Source organism: Acinetobacter geminorum (genome assembly GCF_013009345.1).
GTDB lineage: Bacteria > Pseudomonadota > Gammaproteobacteria > Pseudomonadales > Moraxellaceae > Acinetobacter > Acinetobacter geminorum.
Genome location: NZ_JABELE010000003.1, coordinates 255,087 through 274,241, shown reverse-complemented (window position 1 = coordinate 274,241; position 19,155 = coordinate 255,087). Strand labels below are relative to the sequence as shown.

The following is a 19,155-nucleotide window of genomic DNA, read 5'->3' as shown; positions in this document are numbered from 1 at the left end:
GTCCCTATCGTCTAGAGGCCTAGGACATCGCCCTTTCACGGCGGTAACCGGGGTTCGAATCCCCGTAGGGACGCCAAATTCTAAAAAGCCACTGCATAACGTCAGTGGCTTTTTTCTTGCCTAAAAAATAAAAAGCCAATCTATGATTAACTTTTTATATGCTCTATCAACTCGCAATTCCTACTTGTACTTCAAGACGACCAGACTGCACTCGTAGTCCTCTAATTTCAAACTGATCTACGAGCTGCTGCACAAGCTCGCGACTTTCTCTCAAAATATTCAAGCCCGGTAAAATACTAAAATCAGTCAAACTCAGAAGCTTTTCAACCATCCATGAACGGTTGTTAATAAAGTCAATAAATCCTGCTTGCTCTAGGTCAATAAACCACATGCGATGCCCATCGCGTTGGATTCCGGGAATATCACCAATCAAATGATTAATAAGTGATGGAATAGGCAACATATTTACCACTTCGAAACCAACTCGACCAATACGTCGCACAGCCCAATTTGACAAGGTACCGCCATGACGAATCTGCACATCGAGACTTTCATCCATTTGACGCAAGCGTAAGAATTTTTCCTGCCCAATACGGCATTCCAATACTTTAAAATCTAAACTCAAACGATACATGAAGCGATGATAATGCCCATCGATCTCGACTTGGAAACTGTCATTGCCGCACTTGATTTTAATATCATCAATTTCGGAGCGATCAATACGCTTACGAATTTGATTATTTAATAACATTTCGGGTAAGTACAACGTTAAGGTACTTTTGCCCAAAAAAGTTCGCGCCATAATCAATGCGACTTGGCGTGCTGTTTCACTGGTTTCAGACACCATATCTCTTACAGTACCTGCTGCCAGATTTGTCATTCCGACAACTCCACGTCGTGTATGCGTAGTTACTTGATCGAGCGCGTCCAAAGCAGCATCGGCAACCTCTGCAATATTACGTGTCGTGTCGCTAGCAAACCCAACTGCATCTTGAGCATGTTGCAATGTCTTATGCAGTAATCGACGAGATAATGACGGTTTAGCAGTATCTGGGGTAGCTAAAACCGGTGCTGTCGTTGTAGGCTGCGACTTATTGTCATCTTGTTGACCCAAGTCCCTCTCTCCTTTTTATATTTATCCCACATCCTATTCGAGTATTTAAGCTCATTTATTGTGCTAATCACACTTCATTTTTCTGTAGATTAGCATGCTCTACAATATTATTTTATTTTTTATGTGTACGAATAAATCATCCGTTTTTTATATTTCTTTGTTTATCCATAAGTAATTTTTCTGCTAACTCAATGCATTTCATCGATATCTTACAAATTTTTTTCTTTCTGCACATTTCCGTTAGAATAGATTCAAACTAAATGTGGAGTTCCCATGCAATATCGTTGCCCTAAATGTCAAAGTGTTAAAATTATGCCTGTGAGCCAAGGCGTTAACAGCGCAAAACCTGTCGTTCCTAAAAGTCTGGTTATCTTGATTCCTGCAATTTTTGTGCTTTTACTGTTAGTAGTCATTAGCATCTTTATGTGGATTTTTGGCAATGGTGCAGGTAGTTCTCTTCAAATCGCAACAGTAGTTGCATTTGTGGTTACCGTAGGGGCAGGTTTTATGTTCTGGCGTGATTTGCCTGATTTCAAATTTTCTATGCAAGCATTTATACAGTCACAAAAACACTGGAAATGCCGTGACTGCAATAACGAATGGGAAATTTAAAAAAACTGTTCACATCAGCTCAATGCTGATGTGAATGTGCATTATCTGCATCATCATGTTTATGCGAAGCATGCTGAGCAATGTGCTGACAATTGATCTCGGCATCGTCCTCAATTTGCAATGTCACTTCACCAATACCATGTTCATGAGAAAGCATTTCAACAGCATCTTGATACAACTTGGTACGATCAGCTTCAGGCGCAAATAAGTGCACGGTTAAATGGATATTTTTAGAAGTGATCGCCCATACTTTGAGTTGGTGAATACTTTCCACACCATTTAAAGAAAGTAAATCTGCACGTAGCTTCTCAATATCGACCTCTTCTGGCACACCTTCGAGCAAAATGTTAATACTTTGCTTAAGTAAAACCCATGTTCTTGGTAATACCCAAAATCCAATCAGTACTGCAATAAGCGTGTCAATCCAGTACCAATTAGTGAAGTAAATAATAATTGCACCAATAATAACGCCTACTGAACCTAGTGCATCACTCAATACTTCTAGATAAGCACCTTTCACATTTAGGCTGTTATTGGCACTCGACATCAGGATTTTCATTGAGATGAGGTTAATCAACAAACCAATGGTTGCCACGATCAACATGCCCACACTTTGAATTTCGGGTGGCTTAGAGAAACGGATATAGGCTTCATATAAAATATAAATTGCCACAACGAACAGCATGAGTGCATTAAATAAAGCGGCCAGAATTTCAAAGCGCTGATAACCAAAAGTACGTTTATTGTCGGCAGGACGTTTTGAAATCTGAATTGCGACCAGAGCAATTGCCAAAGCAGCTGCATCTGTAAACATATGCGCAGCGTCAGAGAGCAATGCCAGACTTTGTGTGATTAAACCTGCAATGACTTCAACAATTAAAAATGTCGTAGTAAGCGCCAAGGCAATCGTTAGTTTCTTGGCATTACCTTCAGTCACTACAGCATGACTATGGTCATGACCATGTTGTCCACCCATTTTGCGGACTCCTTATTATTTATCTTTATGGTGAGGTAAAAGTAACCATGAATTCATGTTTACCTTTACCTGTTTCAAATACTTTTCTGACTCAAACTTTTTCATCAAAAAAGATATCTCAAATCGATGACATTATGAATGCTCAACTTTATTCGTCTTGCTTTCATTCATCCATCGATAAATGACTGGCAATAAAACCAGCGTTAGTATCGTAGATGAAATAATGCCACCGATTACTACCGTTGCCAAAGGTCGTTGTACCTCTGCACCCGTTCCAGTTGCCAAAGCCATTGGAATAAAACCGAGGGAAGCAACGAATGCCGTCATTAATACAGGGCGTAATCGCAGTACAGCACCTTTCCAAGTTGCAGCATGAACATCTAGAGTTGCTCTTAGCTCTTTAATGAATGTGAGCATGACCAAACCATTCAATACCGCAACACCTGATAGAGCGATAAACCCGACTCCAGCAGACATAGAAAGCGGAATATCTCTCAGCCATAAAGCTACTAATCCACCAGATAAAGCGAAAGGAACCCCGCTAAATACAAGTAAACTATCTTTAAAGTTACTAAATACCGCCATCAGCAATACAAAGATCATGATGAGCGCCATCGGCACAACAATTTGCATTCTTGCAGTGGCAGAAGCAAGATTCTCAAATTGTCCTCCATAACCCAACCAATAACCGCTAGGTAGCTTTTGCTGCGCCAGTTTGCTTTGCATCTCTTGTACAAAAGACCCAAGGTCACGATCACGCACATTTGCTGTCACAATCACTCGGCGTTTGCCATTTTCACGGCTCACTTGAGCAAGGCCCAGAATATTCTCAACCTTGGCAACGTCTTGTAACTGGATCAGACCGCCGTTTGGTAAGCGAATCGGTAATTGTGCTAGCTGCTGAGGCGTACGCATGTCTTCCTGCAAACGAATCACAAAATCGAAACGTCTATCACCCTGTAAAATTTGCCCTACACTTTGTCCTCCAATACTCGCAGCGACAATATCCTGAATAGACTTGACTGATAATCCATATTGGGCAGCCAGAGCATGATCAACATCAACATTGAGTAATGGCAAACCGTCAGTCTGTTCAACTTTGACTTCACTGGCACCTGGAATGCTACGTAGCTGTTGGGCTATTTTTTCCGCTTCCTGATTGAGGACCTGCATATCGTCCCCAAAAACTTTCACCCCAATATCACTACGTACACCTGAAATGAGTTCATTAAAACGTAGTTCGATGGGTTGCGAGAATTCACTGTTATTACCAGGAATCTGGTTCACAAATTGCAGCATTCTGGTACGCAATTCATCTATCGTTTCTTTAGGGTTTGGCCATTGATCGTGCGGTTTTAATAGAACAATGCCATCGGAAATATTAGGAGGCATGACATCGGTCGCAACCTCGGCTGTTCCTGTTCTTGCAAAAATGGCTTTAATTTCAGGGAAAGCTTTGAGTAACTGCTTCTCTACATTCTCCTGAATCTTAAGTGACTCTTCTATGCCTGTGCTCGGTGCACGCATGAGTTGTAGTGCAAAATCACCCTCACTGAGTTGAGGTGCGAACTCACTTCCCACTCGTGTTGCAATAGCACTTGTCAAAATCAAGATGCTGATCGCTGCTGTGACAACAACATATCGGAAGGCATATGCTTTATCGAGTAAGTCTGCATAACCTTTTTTCAGTGACATCATCCAGCGGCTTTCTTTTTCCTTCACTTCACCTGTAACAAACAAAGCGACAGCTGCTGGCACAAAGGTCACAGATAAAATAATTGCACCCAATAACGCTAAAACGACGGTCATTGCCATAGGATGGAACATTTTTGCTTCTACGCCTGCTAAAGCAAAAATTGGCAAGTACACGACCATAATGATGATCTGACCAAATATTAATGGCCGGCGTGCCTGTTTAGCGGCTAGAAAGACCTCAGTGAAACGTTCTGAACGTGTTAATAAGCGACCTTTTAAATGCTGCGCTTCAGCTAAACGCCGAATACAGTTTTCAACAATAACAACTGCTCCATCAACAATGATCCCGAAGTCCAAAGCGCCCAGACTCATCAGGTTGGCACTGATTTTTTGTTCTGCCATACCTGTTAAGGTAAAAAGCATTGCCAATGGGATAATACAAGCAGTGATTAAAGCAGCACGAAAGTTTCCTAAAAAAATAAAAAGGATAACGATGACTAAAATCGCCCCTTCAATTAAATTTTTAGCTACTGTTTTAATTGCTTTATCTACGAGACTACTACGATCATAGACTGTTTCAATCACAACGCCCTGAGGAAGTGATTTTTGAATTTCCTGAACTCTGTCGTCAATGGCCTTGGCAATGGTTTTACTGTTTTCACCCATCATCATCATGGCGATACCTAAAACAGTTTCCTGTCCATTATAGGTAGCACCACCTGTACGCAAATCATGACCAATCGATACTGATGCAACATCTGCAACCCGTATGGGTAAACCGTTTTTAGTGGCAACCGTAACGTTCTGAATATCTTGTATCGATGCCAGCATACCGGGAACACGAACTGTGAGTTGCTGGCCATTTTCTTCAATAAATCCAGCACCACGGTTTTCATTATTATTTTGAAGCGCATCCTGTAAATCAGTGAGTGGAATTTGCAACTGTTGTAACCGTGTCAGATCTGGAGAGACCACATAGGTTTTGTTATATCCACCAATGCTATTAACTTCCGCCACCCCTTGTACACGTTGTAACTGGGGCCGAATAATCCAGTCTTGGATTTCACGCAGGTCCATCGCGCTATAGGCTGAACCATCTGCTTTTTTAGCATTGGGCTCTGCTTTTACCACCCATTGATAAATCTCACCGAGTCCAGTCGAAATTGGAGACATTTGCGGATCAATGCTATCTGGTAAAGCACTCTTTGCTTCTTGTAAACGCTGGTTAATCAGCTGTCTTGCCCAGTAAATGTCTGTGCCATCTTTAAAGATAATCGTGACCTGAGAAAGGCCATATCTGGAAATTGAACGAGTCTGTTCCAGATTTGGAATACCGGACATGGCATTTTCAATCGGATAAGTAATCCTTTGCTCAACTTCAGGTGCTGTAAAACCATTGGCCTGACTATTGATTTGTACCTGTACATTGGTGATATCAGGCACGGCATCAATTGAAAGTTTTTGGTAGCTATAAATTCCGACACCAATCCAAGCCACGACAAACATCATGACCCAAATGGCGTTGTTAATTGAAAACTGAATGATTCGATCAAACAAACCTTCAGCCTTTGGCAAATCAGGTTTATTAATGTCCATGCTCAGCCTCCCCTTTTTCAAGTTCGGACTTGAGCAAGAAACTACCTTGAGTCACATATTGCTGCTTTTCAGTAATTCCGGATTTAACTTCGACCCATTGTGCATCTGAAGAATAATTACCTAACTCAACTGCAACAGGAGCAAAATGAATTTTGTCCTTCTCTTGTTTTGCAATAAAGACGACATTCTTGCCATCAATCTGTTGTATCGCTGTCTTGTTAACTCGTAATACAGTCGCTGCATTATTTTGTTTCAGTAACACATTGACCATTAAGTTAGGACGTAATTCTTTTGAAGGTGTGAGTACCTTGGCACGAACCTGTAGACGACCAGTTTGACTGTCCGCTTCTGAAGTTAAACTTTGTACCTGTGCTTTAAAAATATTATTCGTTTGCAGTGATTTAAATTCAATTTCCTGATTAGGCTGAATATTGGTATTTGCACTTGGTAGCACAAATTCAACCCATAACTGATCTAGGCGATCAATAACAAATAACTGTTTTTCAGGACCAATTTGCTCACCAATGACAATATCTTTACTACTGATTACACCGCTTAAAGGTGCAGTTAAAACATATCGGCCTTTACTTGAGCGATTTGCTCCCAATGCAGATAAACGGCTATTTGCAGCCTGCACCTGAATCTGCGCCTGACGATAAGCATTGTAAGCACGCTGGTAATCTTGACGTGCTGAAACCCCTTGTTCCCACAATTGTTTTTCACGCTGATAATCTTGCTGGGCTAATGTCAGTGCTTCTTGTGCCATGCTTAAGTTAGCTTGTTGATCAACCAAATCCGGCACAAATAAAGTCGCAAGCGCCTGACCCTTTTCAACTTGTTGTCCCAACGCAACATTTACACTATCTACACGCGCAGAAAAAGTTGAAGAGACATGTGCTTGCTGGTCTGTATTTACAACAAGTTTGGCAGGATACGAGAGATTCTGCTCAACTTCTCCACGTCCTACTTGCTCTAACTTCACTCCATATTCAACCAGTTGCTTAGACGTGAGGTTTAAACTCCCTTCCTCTTTTCCAGATTCTTCATGATCAGCTTCACCCTCTGCATGCTCTTCTTCACCTTCATCAGTATTAGGCTGTTTTTTTCCAGAGAAAAATAACCAAGCACTTAAAGCAAGGCAGACAATCAGCAGCAGAATAGCAATAAACCATTGGTTTTTCATTTTTTTAACTGACATTACTCTGCCCCTCCAACTGTCGGCAAGTTATAGGTGTCTTGCCATAAATTTTGATTAATTTGATTTAATGCATCTCCAGACATCACCACATTTGGATCAATCCCGAGAGCTAAACTTTCTGCCTCAATTGCTTTTTGCCAAGCAGATTTAAGTAGTTGAACTTTTTTCAAACGTTGTTCTTGTAATTGCAAGGTAGATTGCTGGACATCAGTAATTGCAAATTTACCGACTTTAAAGCCAAGCAACATTTTCTCTTGTACTGTCTCTGATAAAGGGATTTGCTGCTCATTCATTAAATTATATTGCTGCTTTAAACCCGCTAACTCATACTGTAGAGTACGGATAGAATTCTCGCTTTGCTTTTTATAAAAGCTTTGCTGCTGGTCAATTAAATCGAGTTTGCTTTGAGCAACTTTGAGTGCATATTGCTGGCGATTAAAAATATTTAAAGGAACTGCAATACCGACTCGAATCTGATTTTCGGTACTGCTCGTTTCTGCGGTTTTACTACGAACCACGCCCATATTTACAGTAGGCGTAGGCCGATTTTTTGCCTTTAAATAATTAATTTCAGAATTTTGTTGTATTGCTTGAAGCTGTAGGGACTGTTCTAACAAATTCTGTTTTAGATATTGGTCGATATCACTTTCATTTTTTAAAGGCCACGCACTTTTTATATCCGGGCGTAAGGTGAAGTTATCTTCTGTCTCACCCCATAAGTTAGCCAATTTTCTTTTAGCACTACTCAGTGATAATTCAACTTCCTGATATAAACGCTGATTTTCAACATGCGTCATAAGAGTTCGATCTAAATCAACCTGAGCAATACTGCCGGCCTGAAAGCGTAAGCGGGTAGCATCAAGAAGATTTTTACTCGTTCTTAACTGGGCTTTAGCAACTTCATGTTCAAGCTCTAAAATAGATACTTGTGACCATAAATATTTTACCGCCAGCTTCAGTTGAGCCTCATATAAAACCTGATTTAACTCAACTTGATTTTGCTGAACACTTGCTAGTTTTTTTGCTGCGGAACGTACACCAAAAATATCTAGTTTTTGCGAGATTCCGAGTTCTAATTCCTGATCTTTTCCAGATTTAAAACCCGTTTGCTGTACAGAAACCGTCGGGTTTTCCCATAGCTGGCTCTGTTTGATATTGCTCTCGGCAATATCTTGTTGAGTTTGCCAAATTCCTGTTTGAGTCTGAAATTGCTTAACCTGATCAAGCACCTGCTCAAACGTTAAAACATTCTGTACCTGCTGCGATTGAGTATTCTGCGTGAGGTTCTGATTTGCACTAGCAACAGTTGTTACAACACTAGTTGAAAGCGCAACTGCAACAACTAATGATTTCAGTACCCAAGATGTGTTCAGACTAACGAAACGCTTTTCGTATAAAAAAATAGACATAAAATAACCCTATGAAATAAATAATATTTCTGGTGGGCTAATTTTCGGCTACCCCACCTATAGCAGGGTTAAAACAGGAGGCGGGTCTTGTTTAGAAATATGAGGGGACTTATAAGAATTGGACCAATAATATTGTTGTTTTGGCTCAGATGACAGTATTAACGGTGAAACAAGTTTTTCTTGTGCTTCTACAATCACAACATGAAAACATGAAGGTAAATGGTCATGATGATCGGACAAGGTTAAAGGAGCTTTATGAGTAGTTCCTACGATATCTGTCTTTTCCGTATGGCTATGCTGTGAAGCTTCATAACTCAACGCTGCATGATGACCAAAATGATGTAATGCCTTTTCCTGATTTTCATGGGCGCAAAATGCCGCTGCCACATTCCATAAACTTTGGAATATAAGCAAACAGAATAAGACGGACATGAAAAGTGCAGAACGTGGCAACAGCACACCATTAAACTAAGAAGTTGAACAAAGCCACTATAGCAGGCTATCGGCATGTAATAAAATTACATCTATAAATAGCAGTATAGAAGCGATCCTAATCTCGCCTGAGTAAAGATAAGAATAAATCATTAAGAATTTTTATCTTTACTCATAGGAAACTAATTATTAAGTAATTAGTTTCCTAAAAAATAAAAATTATTTACGCTTACAAGTTAAATGAGGATTCTTACTTTTTTCAGCTTTAGCTTTTGTTTCTTGCTGAGACTTAATATTCTTTTCGAGGAATATTAACCCTCCATCAGCATGAGCCAAACTTGTTGAAAGAAGTAAAACCATCAAAACTGATTTTTTATTTAGTTTAATAGACATAATAATCACCTGATCTAAATATTCCGAATTTATTTAAGGATTTAACCCAGAAATAAAATTAATTTTTCGCATGCCTTAGTTAATCAACTCAGAACAAAACTTCTGAGTCTCTAAGAAGCATGCGGATATACTTTCATTTCATTTTTAGAACCAACTAAACAATGAAGGGAGAACACCGTGTAGTCGCAACTCATCAAAAAGTTGGACTAAGGCCGCAACCCAGATAAACCACACCACCTGCGTCAAAAAAATGCGGAAATGCTTCGGCGAAACCTGATAGAACTCAGGCTCTTTAAAATTTTTGAAACTTGGTAAAAAGCGTGGAATTGTCTTTATATAATCTGAATATGCAGTTCCATATTTTTCACTCAGGAATGCTTCTTCTTGGCGTATGACATAATGGTAGTAACAGAGAAAATAAAGCGTGAATAATATTGGGAAGATAAACGTCTCTGTAATCAACATGATCCCGACTCCACCCAGATAACTAAATAGATAGAGTGGATTTCTACATAAAGAATAGGGACCATCGGTTACTAACTTGGCATTCTTAAATCCAGAAATGTAAAGACTGCACCATATTCTTCCCATTACTCCAATGCCCACAAAAAACCATCCAAAGAACCATAAAATATGTTCCACGAATGCTGCCTGAAAATGCCATTTACTAAAGCTGAAAGCGAGAATAATAGCTAAAATAAACCCAATCACTCGGGAGCTCACAGTTCTAACGCGGGGGGAAAATAAAATATTCATCTCCATAAACCTCCATCACTGTGAATCATCAGAGATGAGATAACCGATTCATTAAAATGATATTTTTGTTTTCCGGAAAGATTTGACAGAATCTTATATCCCGCCTTGTCATTAACATAAAGACGTGAATGTTTAAGCGAGTAATCTACATAGAAGATTGCTGCGCTTTGTTTGCACATATAATTAAGCATAAAATAACCCTTTGAAATAAATAAATTTCTGGTGGGTTATTTTTCGGCTACCCCACCTATAGCAGGGTTAAGACAGGAGGGGGATTTAAAGAGCCAAGATGCGGAGACTGATAAGAATTAGACCAGTAATAGATTTGTGAAAGCTCATGTACACGTACAATAGGTTCTTGAGCTTGTTTCGCGTTTTCAGTCATCACTACATGAAAACACGAAGGTAAATGATCATGATGATCCTGCCAGCTTAATGGAGCATTATCAGAATTTTCTACATTACCAATATGTTCAGTGTGCATATGGTCTGAAGATTGATACACATTTAAATCTGCATGATGACCGAAATGTTGTAATGCCGCTCCCCTATTTTCATGCACGCAAAATGCCGCTGCCACATTCCATAAGCTTTGGAATATGAGCAAGCTAAACAAGACGGACATAAAAATTGTAGAACGTGGCAACCGTACACCGTGATAATTAGAAATTGTACAAAGTCACTATAGCAAGCGATACCAATGTAATAAAATTACAAAATAATTTTTTGTCAATTTATCGCTGTTTTAAAAAAGTTTTTTCTTTAGAAAAATTATTTTCTTATTTGAGTTCCTGCAATGTATAAACTATTTTCCACCCTAATCGTTATCGTCTGTTTAAATTTGAGTGCTTGTGCCACGACATTACTTTCAGAAGCTCTTCCTAATGAAACCACAAGAATCGAGAAGATCATTTTAGCAAAAGATCAAATCATTGCTTTAGGGCAAGCTGTTCAAAACCAGCAAGAACAAGGGATCGTATTTGTAGGCCAAGATTTCAGCTATTTAATGACCGAGGGAAGCGCTGAGCTATCAAAACTTCTTCATGCAATCCCGGCAGACCAACGGAGTCTGACCAGTCCATCCCCACTAGTACTGACCATGGATGACCCCCAATCATTTTCATGGCGTTTTACAAATACGCTATAACACACGTATGGTTGATTTAAATGACTCGCAAAAAAATTTATTAAAGTCTCTCGGCTTTAGACAAAATTTCAATATCATTCAAAATCAACAAACGGCACCTTATCCTTATATCAATATTTTCTTTAAAGGCCAGCTTTATCAATCACAGGAAGCTAAAAAGGTCCAAAAAACATCCTTTGAAAAAGGCGACCCGTATGGTGCTCTATCCATTTGCCATGACCTTCGATGTGATTACGGTCGTTCCATCACTGATGTGGGCTGATTTACGTGGCGAATTTAATAATTAATATTTCCAAGTCCTTAATTAAAAAAACAGCCCTTAAGCTGGTTTTGTTTAAAAATTTATCTTTTGTTTGTTATTTATAATTTTTACTCATGCTTTTTTGATCAAAGAAAATAGATACGTTATCAAAAAATGAGGATTTTCTAGCTATCAAAACACCGCTATAGATAAAGTATATAGAGAAGAGCTAGATTAATTTCACTTAGCATAAAAACACGTGTAACTTTTATGTAAGCCAAAACTTCACTATTTTTCATCCAAATACGCTATATCACATTTACAAAAAAAAACATAATATTTCAATATAAGGGACTAGCTTAAAAGTGTGATTCAATTCAATCAAATTGAGGAACAAGGGAGACTATCATGAATATGAAATCAATCAAGCATGGACTTAATCACTTGTTTGCTTTTGAAAACTTACCTTCTGATATGCATTCGCAAGCAGTTGATGAAATTGAACAGGGTTTACGCTTTGAAGAGTTAGCTGAGCAAGACCATGAACGTATGCAAAATTGGTTAGATGTAACTCCTAATGACCGAAATGCTATGTGGTGCTACTTACGAGCAGCTTTACGTGGTAGCTCTGATGCTTCTTTTAAGCTTGGTATTGGTTATCTCAATGGTCAATTTGGATTAGATAAAAACTATAACGAAGCTGAAAAATGGCTTAGAAAAGCAGCAAGTCAGGGACATCCCGATGCCGAGCATTGCTTACAAGAAGCTTTTAGTAAACTCGCTTTTTCATAAAAAAACCAGCCCTTAGGCTGGTTTTTTAAATTAACAGAGATTATCCGCTAATTTTTTTGTATTTAGTACGTTTTTGAACAGCGTCTTCACCTAAACGTGACTGACGATACGCTTCATATTCTGCATAGTTACCTGTGTAGAATTCTGGCTGTTCATTTTCAAATGACAAGATGTGGGTCGCGATACGGTCAAGGAACCAACGGTCATGCGATACCACCATTACCGTACCAGGGAATACAAGAATTGCATCCTCAAGCGCACGTAAAGTTTCAATATCCAAGTCGTTTGATGGCTCATCCAGTAAGATAACGTTTGCACCTTGCTGTAAAATTTTCGCAAGTTGTAAACGGTTACGCTCACCACCAGACAATTCGCCTACGCGTTTTTGCTGGTCTTGGCCTTTAAAGTTAAAGCGGCCGATATAAGCACGTGAAGCAATTTCATAATCGCCCACTTTCAAGATATCTAAACCACCAGACACTTCTTCCCAAACAGTTTTGTTATTGTCTAGGGTGTCACGAATCTGACCTACGTAAGCCACTTTAACTGACTCACCTAAAGTCACAGTACCTGTATCAGGTTGCTGTTCGCCAGTCATCATACGGAATAAAGTCGTTTTACCCGCACCGTTTGGACCAACGATACCCACAATTGCTGTTGGTGGTACAGTAAACGATAAGTTTTCGTATAATACGCGGCCGTCAAATGATTTGCTGATACCTTCCACTTCCACAACTTTATTACCCAAGCGAGGGCCAGGTGGAATGTAGATTTCAGACGTTTCATTACGTTGCTGGAATTCTTTAGAGTTAAGCTCTTCAAAGCGTTCCATACGCGCTTTGTTTTTCTTTTGCTGACCTTTCGCATTTGAACGAACCCATTCAAGTTCTTTTTTCAATGCTTTAGCAAAAGATTCTTCTTGTTTCTGCTCTTGTTCTAAACGAGCATTTTTCTGTTCCAACCAAGAAGAGTAGTTACCTTGGTAAGGAATACCGTGTCCACGGTCAAGCTCCAAGATCCACTCGGCAACGTTATCTAAGAAATAACGGTCATGCGTAATCGCAACGATTGTGCCAGGGAAATCTTTCAAGAAGCGCTCTAACCAAGATACAGATTCTGCATCCAAATGGTTCGTCGGTTCGTCAAGAAGCAACATGTCTGGCTTCGAAAGCAATAAACGACAAAGCGCTACACGACGGCGCTCACCACCTGAAAGCTTAGTTACGTCTGCATCCCAAGCTGGAAGGTTCAAGGCATCTGCCGCGATTTCAAGCTGGTTATTTAAGTTATGTGCATCCCAAGCATGGATAATTGATTCTAATTTTTCCTGCTCTTTTGCAAGTGCATCAAAATCAGCATCTGGGTCTGCATACTCTGCAAATACCTGATCAAGACGTTCTAAAGCATCTAAAGCTTCACGCACGCCATCTTCAACGTTACCACGAACGTCTTTAGTCGGATCAAGAGGTGGCTCTTGCTCTAAATAGCCGATTTTAATTCCAGGTTGTGCACGAGCTTCACCAGAGAAATCTTTATCTACGCCAGCCATAATACGAAGCAAGGTAGATTTACCTGCACCGTTCAAACCGAGCACACCAATTTTGGCACCCGGGAAAAATGATAAAGAGATGTCTTTCAAGATTTCGCGCTTTGGCGGAACCATCTTAGACACTCGGTTCATCGTATAAATATATTGGGCCACGCAGGACTCCTCAATTGAAAAACCAATACATCGCATAAGCGATAAATAATCGCGCGTATTATACGCTGAAAACCCCAACAACTTGAAGTTATGATTTCCATCGTACGGATTTATCAAACAATTTTCTTTTTCAATAAGTTGCAAAATGTTTATGGATAAGATTTATACAGCTTTTCAGCGTATATTTTTCTATCTTTATTCCTAAAATTAGAAAACAAACCAGAATTTCTGCAATTTTGTACATAAATTTTAGGCTAGACTCGCTCAATATTTAACTCACGAAGATGAAGTAATCATGACTTATAAAGATGAAACCTTAGCAATTCACGCTGGCTACTCACCCGAAGCAACAACAAAAGCGGTTGCGGTCCCTATTTATCAAACCACTTCATATGCATTTGATAATACACAGCACGGTGCTGACCTTTTCGATTTAAAAGTTCAGGGCAATATTTATACCCGTATTATGAACCCGACCACTGCTGTGCTTGAGCAACGTCTTGCTGCACTCGAAGGCGGAATTGGTGCTTTAGCCTTGGCTTCTGGAATGGCAGCGATTACCTATGCTGTCCAAACAATTACAGAAGCAGGAGACAACATTGCCTCCGTCTCAACTTTATATGGCGGAACTTATAATTTATTTGCCCACACTTTACCAAAACAAGGCATTGAAGTTCGCTTTTTTGATTATCAGCAGCCTGAAAGCTTACGTAATTTAATTGATGATAAAACTAAACTTGTTTTTGTTGAGTCAATTGGGAATCCACTCGGAAATATAATCGATTTAGAAGCAATTTCAAAAATTGCACATGAATATGGCGTACCTGTCATCGTCGATAATACGGTTGCCACCCCTGCCTTATTAAAACCATTTCAATATGGCGCCGATATCGTTATTCATTCTCTTACCAAATATATTGGTGGACACGGTAATAGCATTGGTGGCGCAATTATCGATAGCGGCAAATTCCCTTGGGGTAAATATCCAGAGCGTTTTAAAGTTTTGAACACGCCAGACCCAAGCTATCATGGGGTTAATTATGTCGAAGCATTGGGTGAGGCTGCCTATATAGCACGCGCTCGCGTAGTGCCATTACGTAATACAGGTGCGGCAATTAGCCCACTGAGTGTTTTCTTAATTTTACAAGGTTTAGAAACTCTAAACCTCCGCATGGAACGTCATACTGAAAATGCGCAAAAAATTGCGGAATATTTACAGACCCATCCAAAAGTAAAATGGGTGAACTACGCAGGTTTAAAAGATCATCCACAGCACCAGCTTGCTCAAAAATATGTAAAAGGCAAACCTTCTGCAATTTTATCTTTCGGGGTGCAAGATGGGCGCGAAGGAGGTACTCGATTCATCGATGCACTCCAGCTATTTACTCGTCTTGTTAATATTGGCGATGCTAAAAGTTTGGCTTGCCACCCTGCAACCACGACTCACCGTCAACTTAATGAACAAGAACTTAAATCTGCTGGTGTAAGTGAAGATATGGTTCGTCTTTCCATTGGAATTGAGCATATTGATGACTTAATTGCCGATTTAGAACAAGCACTTTCAGCTGTATAACTTTTAAACTATTTATCAAGCCTCTGGAAATAGAGGCTTTTTTCATATTTTTGTTCATTATATAACTAAAATAATTAATGGATTAAGATACTATTTTAGAGTTTTTACTCTAAATAAATTGTTAAATTTCATATATTTACAGACTAGACAATTTTTAAACATCTATTAAGATAAGAACAACATTTATGAGTTCATTTGGATGAACCTACGGTTGTAAAAAATAAAAATTACATACCGGAATAAATAGTCCCTGCCCCTACTTAGGTAAAATGCTGTGAATAAAAAATTAGAAGCTCTGTTCCAGGAAAAGGTACAAGATAAAGTCATTTTGGTGACAGGCGCCTCGAGTGGAATCGGATTAACGATTTCAAACAAACTTGCTGATGCTGGTGCCCATGTTTTACTGGTTGCCCGTACTCAAGAAACTTTGGAAGAAGTAAAAGCAGATATCGAAAAACGTGGCGGTAAGGCATCAATTTTCCCGTGTGATCTTAACGATATGGAAATGATTGACCAAGTATCTAAAGAAATTTTAGCGACTGTTGATCACATTGATATTTTAATTAATAACGCAGGTCGCTCTATTCGCCGTGCTGTACATGAATCTTATGATCGTTTTCATGACTTTGAACGCACAATGCAATTAAATTATTTTGGCGCGGTTCGTCTAGTTCTCAATATCTTGCCGCATATGATTCAGCGTAAAGACGGACAAATCATTAATATTAGCTCGATTGGTGTTTTAGCAAACGCTACTCGCTTCTCTGCATATGTCGCATCTAAAGCCGCTCTTGATGCATTTAGCCGCTGCCTATCTGCCGAAGTTCATGCACACAAAATTGCGATTACTTCAATTTATATGCCATTGGTTCGTACTCCAATGATTGCACCAACTAAAATTTATAAATATGTACCAACACTTTCACCTGAGCAGGCCGCTGACCTAATTGCTTATGCAATTGTGAAACGTCCAAAACGTATGGCAACTAACTTAGGCCGCTTAGCTTCAATGACTTATTCTGTAGCGCCAGGCATTAATAATATGTTCATGTCGATTGGTTTCCGTTTATTCCCAAGTTCAGATGCAGCGAAGGGACAAAAAACCGAGAAATTAAACTGGGCACAAAAAGCATATGCACGTATTTTCCCAGGTGAACACTGGTAATTTTGAGTCAATCGCATAACGAATAAAAAGCGCCTTAAATAAGGCGCTTTTTTTAACTAAAGAACTGATCAATCAAGAAACTGAACGTGCCCTGTTTTTACATCATAAATTGCACCCACAACTACGATCTCACCTCGATCAACCATATCTTTAAGCACACTACTATTATTAATAATGTACTGGATGTTGTAATGAACATTCATTGCTGTGACTTGACTAATAAAAGCATTACCTAATTCACGTGGTTGCATAATGTCATATACGCTATCAACCGAATGCATTAATGGTCCAAGCACATATTGAATGTGTGGCATTTCCTTCACATCAGATACTTGTTTTTGTTCTAAACGCAATTGACATGCACTCGTCACCGCACCGCAATCAGTATGTCCTAAAACAACGATTACTTTAGAACCTTTAGCCTGACACGCAAATTCAAGTGAACCCAATACTTTTTGCCCAGCAATATTACCTGCAATTCGCAAGCTGAACAGATCACCAATACCCACATCAAAAATCATTTCGGTAGGAGCACGTGAGTCCATACACCCAAGGACTGCTGCGATCGGATGTTGCCCTTCATCTGCAGTCACACGAATTTGTCGGTAAATATCTCGTTGAAGGCGTTCATTTTTTACAAAACGTTCGTTCCCTTCTTTAAGTAGGTTAACGACCTGTTGTGGACTCAGCTTTTGTTGCAAATCATGTGTACTAATATCAATATCAAGTACCGCATCATCAACGTCTTGATAGTGCTGTTTGAATCCAACCAATTTAAGGTTTACTTGACGTTTAATAGCTGTTTCACTTTGATAATCTTGAATAACTTGATAGATATCAGGATCGATCGAATCACACTGAGTTGCATCAATAATGAGTTGTTGATGTTTATGCACATGTTCTAATGCCGAAATAAGCGCAGAACGATTAAGAAAGGTAACTTGTGATGGGAGTTCAATACGAGTCACTACGCCATGTAAGCGCTTCTCTCTATAAACACGAATACCTTTATTAAAATTACCATAGAGAATAAAGGCACTACTGGTGAACAGGCCAATTAAGATTCCCATTAAAAGATCGGTCAATAAAATTGCAACTAAAGTAATAATAAAAGGTAAAAACTGTTTCCAACCTTTTTGATAAAGCTGTTTAAATAGTTTTGGATGAGTAAGCTTAAAGCCTGTCACGATTAAAATCGCAGCCAATGCAGACAGAGGAATCATGTTCATTAATGGCACAAAGAACAAAACTGCCAGTAGCAATAATACGCCATGAATAATGGTAGAGCATTTACTACGCGCCCCTGTATTTGCATTCACCGAACTACGCACAATCACTGAAGTCACGGGCATGCCACCTATTAAGCCCGAAACGATATTCCCTGTACCTTGTGCCCAGAGTTCACGGTTCGGCGGAGAAGAACGTTTTTGAGGATCGATTTTATCTGCTGCCTCTAAATTCAATAACGTTTCTAAAGATGCCACAACAGCCAGAGTAATTGCCCCTGTGTAAATCATAGGCTCAGCTAAATAGCTAAAATCAGGGAAAATTAATACTTTTTCGGGTGCCTGTAATATATTCGGCAATTGAATGAGGTTATCAATTTGTACTGCCCATGAAGAGCCCATACTCACTAAAATAAAATTTAAAACTGCTGCTAGTACAACCGCAATCAAAGCGGAAGGTAAAGCTAATTTTTTAAGCGGACTGCTATCCCACGCTAAAATTAAAAATAAACTGAGCAAGCCAATAAGCGCAGCACCTCCATCAAAACGTTGAAGGAATGCATCTGGTGTTGAAGTCCAAACCTGTTTCCATGAAAAATCAGAAAGTCCAAACAGATAAGGTAATTGCGTGGCAATCAGAATCACGCCAATAGCGGCTAGTAATCCCAAAATGACATTATTTGGAATAAAGTTCGCAAAAAAACCTAACTTAAATAATCCAAATAGAATTTGTAGGACACCGGCAAAAATAATACATAATAAAAAGGCGGCATAATTGCCGCCTAATTGTTCTAACTGTACAAGGATGACAGCAGTCAGCCCTGCCGCTGGGCCTGCAACGCTAATGTGAGAACCACTTAGTAAACCCACAATAATGCCGCCCACAATACCTGCAATAATACCAGAGATGATGGGAGCACCTGAGGCTAAAGCAATACCCAAACACAGCGGTAATGCCACGAGGAATACGACAACCCCGGATAAGAGGTCTTTTAAATGAAATCTATTTTTCAGGTTTAAAACCGACATAAAACAACCATTTATAATAAAAAGAAATAAGCAAAGTTGTACTATTACAGCCTGAAAGTGAGTAAATACTTCAAGGCTGGGTTGATGATGTCGAACAAC

Annotated in this window: 16 protein-coding genes, 1 tRNA gene and 1 pseudogene; 6 read left to right on the top strand and 12 right to left on the bottom strand. The window is 39.4% G+C overall.

Annotated elements, in window-relative coordinates; all coding sequences use genetic code 11:
* Positions 1–76 (top strand) — tRNA-Glu (locus tag HJG58_RS04670).
* 90 nt (positions 77–166) lie between these two features.
* Here the strand turns inward: HJG58_RS04670 and HJG58_RS04665 are convergent.
* Positions 167–1,114, bottom strand: coding sequence for a hypothetical protein (locus HJG58_RS04665; RefSeq protein WP_170248076.1), 948 nt, complete (start codon positions 1,112–1,114; stop codon positions 167–169).
* A 273-nt stretch (positions 1,115–1,387) separates the two neighbouring features.
* Between HJG58_RS04665 and HJG58_RS04660 the strand changes: the two genes are divergently transcribed.
* Complete coding sequence (locus HJG58_RS04660) at positions 1,388–1,726, top strand: hypothetical protein (protein WP_170248075.1); 339 nt, start codon at positions 1,388–1,390, stop codon at positions 1,724–1,726.
* A gap of 19 nt (positions 1,727–1,745) precedes the next feature.
* On the opposite strand, the gene HJG58_RS04655 is transcribed toward HJG58_RS04660, so the two are convergent.
* The 9 genes from HJG58_RS04655 to HJG58_RS04620 all read right to left on the bottom strand — a co-directional run bounded on the left by HJG58_RS04655 (position 1,746) and on the right by HJG58_RS04620 (position 10,827).
* Positions 1,746–2,702: a cation diffusion facilitator family transporter gene (locus HJG58_RS04655; protein WP_057085355.1), complete on the bottom strand. Its 957-nt coding sequence runs from the start codon at positions 2,700–2,702 to the stop codon at positions 1,746–1,748.
* 132 nt (positions 2,703–2,834) lie between these two features.
* Positions 2,835–5,993, bottom strand: a complete 3,159-nt coding sequence (locus HJG58_RS04650) for an efflux RND transporter permease subunit (RefSeq protein WP_170248074.1) — start codon at positions 5,991–5,993, stop codon at positions 2,835–2,837.
* The gene (locus tag HJG58_RS04645) at positions 5,983–7,191 is read right to left on the bottom strand and encodes an efflux RND transporter periplasmic adaptor subunit (protein WP_170248073.1); all 1,209 of its coding nucleotides are present in this window, start codon (positions 7,189–7,191) and stop codon (positions 5,983–5,985) included. The genes HJG58_RS04650 and HJG58_RS04645 overlap by 11 nt, the downstream gene beginning before the upstream one ends.
* Positions 7,191–8,600 carry a TolC family protein gene (locus tag HJG58_RS04640; RefSeq protein ID WP_170248072.1) on the bottom strand — a complete coding sequence of 470 codons (1,410 nt, stop codon included), beginning with the start codon at positions 8,598–8,600 and terminating at the stop codon, positions 7,191–7,193. Before HJG58_RS04640 ends, HJG58_RS04645 begins: the two co-directional genes overlap by 1 nt.
* Before the next feature lie 57 nt (positions 8,601–8,657).
* Positions 8,658–9,053, bottom strand: a complete 396-nt coding sequence (locus tag HJG58_RS04635) for a cation efflux protein, CzcI-like (protein WP_328704248.1) — start codon at positions 9,051–9,053, stop codon at positions 8,658–8,660.
* Between the two features lie 198 nt (positions 9,054–9,251).
* Positions 9,252–9,425, bottom strand: coding sequence for a hypothetical protein (locus tag HJG58_RS04630; protein ID WP_199977048.1), 174 nt, complete (start codon positions 9,423–9,425; stop codon positions 9,252–9,254).
* Between the two features lie 144 nt (positions 9,426–9,569).
* Positions 9,570–10,187 carry a methyltransferase family protein gene (locus HJG58_RS04625; protein WP_170248071.1) on the bottom strand — a complete coding sequence of 206 codons (618 nt, stop codon included), beginning with the start codon at positions 10,185–10,187 and terminating at the stop codon, positions 9,570–9,572.
* Positions 10,178–10,372, bottom strand: coding sequence for a hypothetical protein (locus HJG58_RS18980; RefSeq protein WP_235944459.1), 195 nt, complete (start codon positions 10,370–10,372; stop codon positions 10,178–10,180). The genes HJG58_RS04625 and HJG58_RS18980 overlap by 10 nt, the downstream gene beginning before the upstream one ends.
* Positions 10,373–10,428: 56 nt before the next feature.
* Positions 10,429–10,827: a cation efflux protein, CzcI-like gene (locus tag HJG58_RS04620; protein ID WP_216076505.1), complete on the bottom strand. Its 399-nt coding sequence runs from the start codon at positions 10,825–10,827 to the stop codon at positions 10,429–10,431.
* 150 nt (positions 10,828–10,977) lie between these two features.
* Between HJG58_RS04620 and HJG58_RS04615 the strand changes: the two are divergent.
* Positions 10,978–11,615 (top strand): annotated as a pseudogene (locus HJG58_RS04615) (hypothetical protein).
* A gap of 362 nt (positions 11,616–11,977) precedes the next feature.
* Positions 11,978–12,361, top strand: coding sequence for a tetratricopeptide repeat protein (locus HJG58_RS04610; protein ID WP_216076504.1), 384 nt, complete (start codon positions 11,978–11,980; stop codon positions 12,359–12,361).
* Positions 12,362–12,401: 40 nt separating this feature from the next.
* Here the strand turns inward: HJG58_RS04610 and ettA are convergent, their stop codons facing one another.
* Positions 12,402–14,063, bottom strand: coding sequence for an energy-dependent translational throttle protein EttA (gene ettA / locus HJG58_RS04605; protein ID WP_005067029.1), 1,662 nt, complete (start codon positions 14,061–14,063; stop codon positions 12,402–12,404).
* A 295-nt stretch (positions 14,064–14,358) separates the two neighbouring features.
* Between ettA and HJG58_RS04600 the strand changes: the two genes are divergently transcribed.
* Both HJG58_RS04600 and HJG58_RS04595 read left to right on the top strand, forming a co-directional pair.
* Entirely contained in the window at positions 14,359–15,636 is a 1,278-nt protein-coding gene (locus HJG58_RS04600; RefSeq protein ID WP_017481748.1) for an O-acetylhomoserine aminocarboxypropyltransferase/cysteine synthase family protein, read from the top strand.
* A gap of 274 nt (positions 15,637–15,910) precedes the next feature.
* Positions 15,911–16,801, top strand: a complete 891-nt coding sequence (locus tag HJG58_RS04595) for an SDR family NAD(P)-dependent oxidoreductase (RefSeq protein ID WP_002116932.1) — start codon at positions 15,911–15,913, stop codon at positions 16,799–16,801.
* A gap of 68 nt (positions 16,802–16,869) precedes the next feature.
* On the opposite strand, the gene HJG58_RS04590 is transcribed toward HJG58_RS04595, so the two are convergent.
* Entirely contained in the window at positions 16,870–19,056 is a 2,187-nt protein-coding gene (locus HJG58_RS04590) for a SulP family inorganic anion transporter (RefSeq protein WP_005067022.1), read from the bottom strand.
* Positions 19,057–19,155: the final 99 nt, after the last annotated feature.

What these genes read in the sequence shown, in the direction of transcription:
- HJG58_RS04650 (WP_170248074.1), bottom strand. Translation starts at nt 5,993, where the DNA reads ATGGACATTAATAAACCTGATTTGCCAAAGGCTGAAGGTTTGTTTGAT.
- HJG58_RS04625 (WP_170248071.1), bottom strand. Translation starts at nt 10,187, where the DNA reads ATGGAGATGAATATTTTATTTTCCCCCCGCGTTAGAACTGTGAGCTCC.
- HJG58_RS04630 (WP_199977048.1), bottom strand. Translation starts at nt 9,425, where the DNA reads ATGTCTATTAAACTAAATAAAAAATCAGTTTTGATGGTTTTACTTCTT.
- HJG58_RS04600 (WP_017481748.1), top strand. Translation starts at nt 14,359, where the DNA reads ATGACTTATAAAGATGAAACCTTAGCAATTCACGCTGGCTACTCACCC.
- HJG58_RS04655 (WP_057085355.1), bottom strand. Translation starts at nt 2,702, where the DNA reads ATGGGTGGACAACATGGTCATGACCATAGTCATGCTGTAGTGACTGAA.
- HJG58_RS04660 (WP_170248075.1), top strand. Translation starts at nt 1,388, where the DNA reads ATGCAATATCGTTGCCCTAAATGTCAAAGTGTTAAAATTATGCCTGTG.
- HJG58_RS04590 (WP_005067022.1), bottom strand. Translation starts at nt 19,056, where the DNA reads ATGTCGGTTTTAAACCTGAAAAATAGATTTCATTTAAAAGACCTCTTA.
- HJG58_RS18980 (WP_235944459.1), bottom strand. Translation starts at nt 10,372, where the DNA reads ATGCTTAATTATATGTGCAAACAAAGCGCAGCAATCTTCTATGTAGAT.
- HJG58_RS04640 (WP_170248072.1), bottom strand. Translation starts at nt 8,600, where the DNA reads ATGTCTATTTTTTTATACGAAAAGCGTTTCGTTAGTCTGAACACATCT.
- HJG58_RS04610 (WP_216076504.1), top strand. Translation starts at nt 11,978, where the DNA reads ATGAATATGAAATCAATCAAGCATGGACTTAATCACTTGTTTGCTTTT.
- HJG58_RS04645 (WP_170248073.1), bottom strand. Translation starts at nt 7,191, where the DNA reads ATGTCAGTTAAAAAAATGAAAAACCAATGGTTTATTGCTATTCTGCTG.